The organism is Burkholderia sp. AU33803, assembly GCF_002223095.1.
In the GTDB taxonomy this organism is placed as follows: domain Bacteria; phylum Pseudomonadota; class Gammaproteobacteria; order Burkholderiales; family Burkholderiaceae; genus Burkholderia.
Genome location: NZ_NKFJ01000028.1, coordinates 1 through 1,204, shown reverse-complemented (window position 1 = coordinate 1,204; position 1,204 = coordinate 1). Strand labels below are relative to the sequence as shown.

At 60.0% G+C, this 1,204-nt stretch carries 1 protein-coding gene; it reads left to right on the top strand.

All coding sequences use genetic code 11. The annotated features are described in order from the left end of the window. The first annotated feature begins 61 nt into the window (after positions 1–61). Positions 62–1,188 (top strand): IS3 family transposase gene (locus CFB41_RS37105; protein ID WP_089456894.1). Its coding sequence is split into 2 segments (ribosomal slippage): positions 62–302 and positions 302–1,188, totalling 1,128 coding nucleotides; the frame shifts between segments, so codons are not numbered across the junction. The last annotated feature ends 16 nt before the right edge of the window (positions 1,189–1,204 follow it).

Below are 1,204 nucleotides of genomic sequence, written 5' to 3'. Positions count from 1 at the left end.
TGACCTGCCCCCCGCGTTTAGTACGGTGACGGTGTAGAGTCCGTTCCAGAGAGGAACGGCAATGAAAAAGCGATTCACTGAAGAACAAATCATCGGCATCTTGAAGGAAGCCGAAGCTGGCTTGAAGCCGGCGGAGTTGTGCCGCAAGTACGGCATCTCGGAAGCGACCTACTACAACTGGAAAGCGAAGTTCGGCGGGATGACGGTCTCCGATGCGCAGCGCCTGAAGGAACTGGAGCAGGAGAACAACAAGCTCAAGCGCCTGTTGGCCGAATCAATGCTCGACAACGCCGCGCTGAAGGACCTGCTGGCTCGAAAGTAGCAAGCCCGCAGGCCAAGCGCGAAGCGGTCCGGATATTGATGACCGAACGCGCCATGGGGGTTACCCGGGCCTGCGGGCTGGTAGGGATTTCGCGCTCGCTGTTCCACTACGAATCACGCCGCCGAGTTGACGACGAAGCGCTGACTGGCCGGATGATGGCCATCGCCGCGCAGAAGCGCCGCTACGGTTATCGCCGGATTCACGTGCTGTTGCAGCGGGATGGTTGCTTCGCCAACCACAAGCGCATCTGGCGCCTGTACAGCAAGGCGGGACTGAGCGTGCGCAAGCGGCGACGCAAGCGTATTGCGGCTGTCGAGCGCACGCCGCTGCCGTTACCAACAGGCCCGAATCAGAGCTGGTCGATGGACTTCGTTTCTGACGGGCTGGCCTATGGTCGGCGGTTTCGATGCCTGAACGTGGTCGACGACTACACGCGCGAGTGCTTGGCCATCGAGGTCGATACTTCGCTGCCGGGCTTACGAGTGCAGCAAGTGCTCGAGCGGCTCAAGGAGATGCGAGGCTTACCCGCATCCATCACGGTCGACAACGGGCCGGAGTTCGCTGGTAAGGTGCTGGATGCATGGGCCTACGAAGCCGGTGTCACGCTGTCGTTCATTCGGCCTGGCAAGCCGGTGGAAAATGCCTATATCGAGAGCTTCAACGGGCGGTTCCGAGATGAATGCCTGAACGAGCACTGGTTCGTGTCAATGCGCCACGCCAAGCGGCTGATTGAGGAATGGCGTATCGAGTACAACACCGAGCGGCCTCATAGTTCGCTCGGTTATCTGACACCCGTGCAGTTCGCCCGGGCGCACGATGCAAAGCAACAGTTTTTAACCTCGGACTCTAACTGCAGTCCGGACTAAAACCGGGGGCAGGTCA